Origin of the sequence: Streptomyces sp. NPDC001315, from assembly GCF_042896175.1 — a bacterium.
In the GTDB taxonomy this organism is placed as follows: Bacteria; Actinomycetota; Actinomycetes; order Streptomycetales; family Streptomycetaceae; genus Streptomyces.
Genome location: NZ_JBIAWZ010000001.1, coordinates 315,627 through 322,629, shown reverse-complemented (window position 1 = coordinate 322,629; position 7,003 = coordinate 315,627). Strand labels below are relative to the sequence as shown.

The 7,003-nt window shown below is 70.3% G+C and carries 5 protein-coding genes; all 5 read left to right on the top strand.

The features are described 5' to 3' along the window. Positions 1-452: 452 nt before the first annotated feature. The 5 genes from ACFY16_RS01405 to wecB all read left to right on the top strand — a co-directional run bounded on the left by ACFY16_RS01405 (position 453) and on the right by wecB (position 6,917). A complete protein-coding gene (locus tag ACFY16_RS01405; RefSeq protein ID WP_390645022.1) occupies positions 453-1,568 on the top strand; it encodes a DegT/DnrJ/EryC1/StrS family aminotransferase in 1,116 nt (371 codons plus the stop codon). Further along, the gene (locus tag ACFY16_RS01400; protein WP_390645021.1) at positions 1,565-2,590 is read left to right on the top strand and encodes a Gfo/Idh/MocA family protein; all 1,026 of its coding nucleotides are present in this window, start codon (positions 1,565-1,567) and stop codon (positions 2,588-2,590) included. Before ACFY16_RS01405 ends, ACFY16_RS01400 begins: the two co-directional genes overlap by 4 nt. 120 nt (positions 2,591-2,710) lie before the next feature. Continuing rightward, a complete protein-coding gene (locus ACFY16_RS01395; protein ID WP_390645020.1) occupies positions 2,711-4,357 on the top strand; it encodes a glycosyltransferase family 2 protein in 1,647 nt (548 codons plus the stop codon). Positions 4,358-4,366: 9 nt separating this feature from the next. Continuing rightward, positions 4,367-5,650: a nucleotide sugar dehydrogenase gene (locus ACFY16_RS01390; RefSeq protein ID WP_390645019.1), complete on the top strand. Its 1,284-nt coding sequence runs from the start codon at positions 4,367-4,369 to the stop codon at positions 5,648-5,650. Positions 5,651-5,810: 160 nt separating this feature from the next. After that, complete coding sequence (wecB, locus tag ACFY16_RS01385) at positions 5,811-6,917, top strand: non-hydrolyzing UDP-N-acetylglucosamine 2-epimerase (RefSeq protein ID WP_390645018.1); 1,107 nt, start codon at positions 5,811-5,813, stop codon at positions 6,915-6,917. The last annotated feature ends 86 nt before the right edge of the window (positions 6,918-7,003 follow it).

Sequence of the window (7,003 nt, the reverse complement as noted above, 5' to 3'; positions counted from 1 at the left end):
CCCCACCCCGCGGGGGGGGGCGCCCCCCGGCCGGGCCCCGGCGGCGGGGCGCCGCGGTGGGCCCTCCCCCCGGCGGGGGGGGGGGGGGGGGGGCCCGGGGGGGGGGGGGGCCCCCCCGCTTCCGCCGTCTGTCGCAGGTTGTTGTAGGTGGTATCACTCTGCGTAGAGCTTGTGATGCATAGCACCCCAACCCTGGGTTTCACTGTCGTAACCCTGAGGAAAAGATTTGCACCTCTGCTGATAACGTGACCGGTGGACTCGGCAGCTGGTGACATGCGGGCCGTAGACCACGCGGGGAACCTCCAGGGGAAGGACCTCGCGGGAACCGTTCGCCGCTGCAAGGCACCGGCGGGCTTCCAGGGATGCGGACGTGCCACGCTCGACACCGTCCCTTCCCGACCCGTGCACAAAGTGGTGCGCCCCAGAGGTCGCTGATGAGGAGGGGGATGTCGATGACCGACACCCATGAGTTGATACCGGCCGCCCGACCTGTGATCGACGAGGAGGAGATCGAGGCCGCGGTGCGCGTGCTGCGCAGTGGCCGGGTCGTACAGGGCCCCGAGGTGGCCGCCTTCGAGACGGAGTTCTCGGAAGTGGTGAGCCGCCGTCACTGCGTCGCGGTCAACTCCGGTACCTCCGCACTGCATCTGACGCTCCTCGCTCTCGGCATCGGTCCGGGCGACGAGGTCATCGTGCCGTCGTTCTCCTTCGCCGCCTCCGCCAACGCGGTGCGGCTCGTCGGTGCCGACGTGGTCTTCGCCGACATCGAGCCCGACAGCTTCTGCCTGGACCCGGCGGCCGTCGAGGCGGCCATCACGCCGCGCACCGCCGCGGTCATGCCGGTCCACCTCTACGGCCACCCCGCCGCCATGGACCGGATCATGGCCATCGCGGAGCGGCACGGACTGGCCGTCGTCGAGGACGCCTGCCAGGCGCACGCGGCCGCGCTGCACGGGACGCCGGTCGGTGCCTTCGGCAGCGCCGGAACGTTCAGCTTCTACCCCACCAAGAACATGCACAGCCTCGAAGGCGGCATGGTCACCACCGCCGACGCGGAGATCGCCCGCACCCTGCGCCTGCTGCGCAACCAGGGCATGGAGCAGCGGTACGCCAACGAGATCGTCGGCGCCAACGTCCGTATGACGGACGTCTCCGCGGCCATCGGCCGGGTGCAGCTCGCCAAGCTCGACGGCTGGACCGAGCAGCGCATCGCCAACGCCGCGTACCTGACGGAGCACATCAGCGCGCCCGGCGTGATCACGCCGTCCGTCGCCGAGGGCGCCCGCCACGTCTTCCACCAGTACACCGTGCGCGTCCGGGGCGACCGTGACGCCGCCATGGCGAGCCTGACCGAGGCCGGCATCGGCAACGCCGTGTACTACCCGACGCCGATCCACCGTCTGAAGCCGTACTGGGAGCCGGACCAGAAGGCCGGCCGCACCTGGGACCTGCCCGAGACGGAGCGGGCGGCCGCCGAGGTCGTGTCGCTGCCCGTCCACCCGGGCCTGTCCGCGGGGGACCTGGAGCGCATCGTGTCCGCCGTGAACGCGCTGGGGGAGCAGCTGTGAGCACCGGGAAAGCGCTGCGGGCCGGACTCGTCGGCCTCGGTTCCATGGGGCGTCACCACGCCCGCGTCCTGGCCGGCCTGGAGGGCGTCGAGTTCGTCGGCGTCGTCGACCCGATGGGCGACAAGTTCGGTGCCGCCCAGGGCGCGCCGGTCCTCGACACCGTCGACGAACTCATCGGCCTGGGCGTCGACTACGCCGTCGTGGCCTGCCCCACGGCCCTGCACGAGCAGGTCGGCATGCAGCTCGCCGAGGCCGGTGTCTGCGCGCTGGTGGAGAAGCCGGTCGCCGACACCGTCGAGGGTGCCCGTCGTCTCGTCGAGGCGTTCGAGTCGCGCGGCCTGGTGGCCGGCGTCGGCCACATCGAGCGGTGCAACCCGGCGCTGCGCTCGTTGCGCGCCCGGCTGGAGGCCGGTGAACTCGGTGACGTCTACCAGGTCGTCACCCGCCGCCAGGGCCCCTTCCCGCACCGCATAGCCGACGTCGGTGTCGTCAAGGACCTCGCCACCCACGACATCGACCTCACCGGCTGGGTGACCGGGCGCGAGTACGTCTCCATCGCCGCGCACACCGTCTCCAAGAGCGGCCGCGAGCACGAGGACATGGTCTCCGCGGTCGGCCGCCTCGACGACGGCACCATGGTCAACCACCTGGTCAACTGGCTGAGCCCGCTCAAGGAGCGCTTCACCTCGGTCACCGGCGAGCGCGGCTGCTTCATCGCCGACACCCTCACCGCCGACCTGACGTTCCACTCCAACTCGGCGGTCGCGACGGAGTGGGAGGCCCTCCAGGCCTTCCGGGGTGTCTCCGAAGGTGACATGATCCGTTACGCCATCCAGAAGCGCGAACCGCTCCTCGTCGAACACGAGTTGTTCCGGGACGCCGTCCTCGGCAAGCCCGCCGACATCTGCACCCTGCGGCAGGGCATGCGGACGGTGGAGGTGGCGGCGGCGGTGCTCGAGTCGGCGTTGGACAACCGCAGCATTTCGCTTCTTTCGGAGGACCTGGCCAGTCATGGCAGCTGAGAACCAGGCGTCGGCGGAGCATCGCCGGCGGTGCTCCGCGCCCGAGCGTTCCACCCTTCTGCGAGTCCTCCCCCTCATCGCCCGGCCGTTCGACGGCTGTTGGAGACCAGGAGCCGGAATATGAGCACCGCGCCTGATGTCAGCGTGGTCGTCGCCGTCTACAACACGATGCCCTACCTGACGGAGTGCCTTAACTCCCTGATCGGGCAGAGCATCGGCCGCGACAAGCTGGAGATCGTCGCGGTCGACGACGGCTCCACCGACGACAGCGGCGCCGAACTCGACCGCTTCGCGGAGCGGTACCCGGACACCGTCAAGGTGATCCACCAGGCGAACTCCGGCGGTCCGGCCGCGCCCAGCAACCGGGCGCTGGACATCGCCACGGGCCGCTACGTCTACTTCATCGGCTCCGACGACTACCTCGGCGAGGAAGCGCTGGAGCGGATGGTGGCCTGCGCCGACGAGCACGGCTCGGACGTCGTCGTCGGCAAGATGGTCGGCACGAACGGCCGGTACGTCCACCAGGCTCTCTACAAGGAGAGCAACCCGGACATCAGCCTCACCGACTCCGCCCTGCCGTGGACCCTCGCCAACACCAAGCTGTTCCGGCGCGACCTGGTCGAGGCGCACAAGCTGCGCTTCCCCGAGGACCTGCCCGTGGGCAGCGACCAGCCGTTCACCATCGAGGCGTGCGTGCGCGCGCGGAAGATCTCGGTGGTGGCCGACTACACCTGCTACTACGCGGTGAAGCGGGGCGACGCCAGCAACATCACCTACCGCGCCGACCATCTGGCGCGGCTGCGGTGCACGGCGGAGATCATGGACTTCACGGCCGGTCTCATCGAGGCGGGCCCGGAGCGCGACGCCGTACTGCGCCGGCACTTCACCTGGGAACTGGCCAAGCTCGTCCAGGACGACTTCCCGGCCCTGGACCGCGCCCTGCAGAAGGACATCTGCGCGGGTATCGCGAGGCTCGCCGACGCCTACTTCACCGACGGCATCCGCGACGCCATGGACGTCAAGCGCCGGGTGCGCATCGCCCTGGCGCGGGCCGGCGCGGTGGACGAACTGTGCGAGGCGATCACCTCCGAGAAGGAGAACGGAGCACCTCCGTTCGTCGTCGAGGGCGACCGTGCCTACGCGCGTTACGCCGGGTTCCGCAGCCCGCTGATCGACGTGCCCGACCGGGTCTACGAACTCGTGGGCGAGGCGGTCCCCGGGCGGCTGGCCAACGGCACCCGACTGCTTGCCTCCGCGTGGGAGCAGGAGGGGGAGGGGATCACCTACACGGCCTCTCTGCGGGTGCCCGTCCTCGGTGACGTGGACAGCGCCGTCCTGCGGCTGATCGAGGGCGCCATGCCCAAGTCGGCGGACAAACCCGGGGCACGCAGACTGCCGGCCAGCCACAGCCTGCCGCAGCCGGAGGGCACCTTCACCCGGGAGCTCGCCGACGACGGCGCCGCGACCGTGCTGCACGCGCGCGTGCCGCTGGAGCAGCGCACCGTCAAGCGGGGCGTCCGGGTGTACCTGGACGTCGCCGGGTCGACGTACGAGATCCCTGTGAAGGGCAAGGGCAAGCCCATGCCGCTGGCGTGCCGGTGGGGTTCCTACGAGGACCCGTACCGGGTGTCGGCCGTGGTGAACCCCAAGGGGCGTGTGGTGATCGACACGGCCCAGATGTATCCGCCGAAGAAGCCACTGCTGTCCCGGGTGAAGTCGGCGCTCGCCCGGCGTCTGAAGTCCCGCCCCGGCTCCAAGAGGAAGTAACGACCGTTCATGAACATCTGTGTAGTAGCGCTCGGCAAGATCGGGCTTCCGCTGGCGGTGCAGTTCGCCGCCAAGGGCCACCGGGTCATCGGCGCGGACGTCAACGAGAAGGTCGTCGAGCTGGTCAACGCCGGGACCGAGCCGTTCCCCGGTGAGCACGAGCTGGACGTCAAGCTCAAGCAGGCCGTCGACGCCGGGCTGCTGAGCGCGACGACGGACACCGCGGACGCGGTCGCGCAGTCCGAGGCCGTCGTCGTGGTCGTCCCGCTGTTCGTCGACGCGGAGGGCACCCCGGACTTCGGCTGGATGGACTCCGCCACGAAGGCGATCGCCCAGGGCCTCAAGCCGGGCACGCTCGTCTCCTACGAGACCACCCTGCCGGTCGGCACCACCCGTACCCGCTGGGCGCCGATGCTGGCCGAGGGCTCGGGCCTGACCCCGGGCGAGGACTTCCACCTGGTCTTCTCCCCGGAGCGGGTCCTCACCGGCCGCGTCTTCGCCGACCTGCGCCGCTACCCCAAGCTGGTCGGCGGCATCGACGAGGCGTCGACGGCCCGTGGCGTGGAGTTCTACGAGCAGGTCCTCGACTTCGACGAGCGCGCCGACCTGCCCCAGCCGAACGGCGTCTGGGACCTGGGCACCGCCGAGGCCTCCGAGCTCGCCAAGCTCGCCGAGACCACCTACCGCGACGTCAACATCGGCCTGGCCAACCAGTTCGCGCGGTTCGCCGACAGCAACGGCATCGACGTCAAGAAGGTCATCGAGGCCTGCAACTCCCAGCCGTACAGCCACATCCACCAGCCGGGCATCGCCGTCGGCGGCCACTGCATCCCGATCTACCCGCGGATGTACCTGTGGAACGACCCGTCCGCGACCGTCGTCCGCTCCGCCCGCGAGGCGAACGCCGCGATGCCGGAGTACGCCGTCGACCTGCTGGCGGCCGCGTACGGCGACCTGACCGGGGCGAACGTGCTCGTGCTGGGCGCGGCCTACCGCGGTGGCGTCAAGGAGACGGCGTTCTCGGGCGTCTTCCCGACCGTCGAGGCGCTGAAGGCGCGCGGGGCCGTCCCGTTCGTCTCGGACCCGATGTACACGGACGAGGAGCTCGCGGCGCACGGTCTGACCCCGCACGCCGGTGAGAAGGTCACCGCGGCGATCCTCCAGGCCGACCACGCCGAGTACCGGACGCTGACCCCGGCGGACCTGCCGGACGTCACGGTGCTGGTCGACGGCCGCCGTACGACGGACCCGGAGGCCTGGAAGGGCGTTCGGCGGGTTGTCATCGGCGGCTGAGGAGCAGCGCCTCACAGCCACTGAAGCCAACAGGGCTTCGCCCGTCCGTCCGGCGCCTGACTCACCCGTCGGAGCCGGACGGCCGGGCAACGGTCCCGGCCGTCACCAGTCATATGATTCCGCTTATCCTCCGCCGACTTGACCAGAAGAAGAGTGCGCAGTGAAAGTCATCAGCATCGTCGGTGCCCGTCCGCAATTGGTGAAGCTGGCGCCCATCGCGGCCGCTTTCTCCGGGACGGAGCACGAACATTTCATTGTGCACACCGGGCAGCACTATGACGCCGACCTCTCCGATGTCTTCTTCCAGGGGCTCGGCATCCCCGACCCGGACGTTCACCTCGGAGTGGGCTCCGGTAGCCACGGCGTGCAGACGGGAACCGTGCTGGCCGCCCTCGACCCGGTCCTGGAGCGGGAGAAGCCCGACTGGGTCCTCGTCTACGGCGACACCAACTCCACGATCGCCGGTGCGCTTTCCGCCGTGAAGATGCACCTGCCGGTCGCGCACCTGGAAGCGGGCCTGCGCTCCTTCAACCGCCGTATGCCGGAGGAACACAACCGGGTCCTCACCGACCACTGCGCCGACGTGCTGCTCGCCCCGACCGAGGAGGCCATGCGGCACCTCGCCGACGAGGGCCTGAAGGAGCGCGCGGTGCTGGCGGGCGACGTCATGGTCGACATCTGCCTGCGCATCCGGGACGCCGTGCTCAGGGGTGAGCACACGGCGCCGGTACTGCCCGAAGGCATCGACCCGGAGAAGCCGTTCCTGCTGGCCACGATCCACCGGCCGGACAACACCGACACCCCCGAGCGGCTTGCCGCGATCATCGACTCACTGGCCGCGCTGCCGCTGCCGGTCGCCTTGCTGGCCCACCCGCGCCTGGTCGCCCGTGCCAAGGAACACGGCATCGAGCTGGCGAAGGGCTCGGTCCACGTCGGCCGCCCGCTGCCCTACGCGGGTCTGGTCGCCGCCGTGCTGGCCTCTTCGGGCGTCGTCACCGACTCCGGCGGTCTCCAGAAGGAGGCGTTCCTGCTGGAGCGCGTCACGACCACGATCCGTCCCGAGACGGAGTGGGTCGAGACCGTCGAAACCGGCTGGAACGTCCTCGTACCCGACCCGCACACGCTGTCGGCCGACGAGTGGACCGCCACGGTCACCCGTACCGCGCCGACCGCCGACAAGGGCACTCCGTACGGTGACGGCCGGGCCGCGCAGAACGTCGTTCGCATTCTCGCGGAACGGCGGAGCTTCGTCCGGAACGACGGCTGACCAGCCCGGACCGCCGTTCGTGAGGGCCGGTGCCCGGACCAGTCCGGGCACCGGCGCAGGACAAGGTCATTGATAAAGTGGCGCAT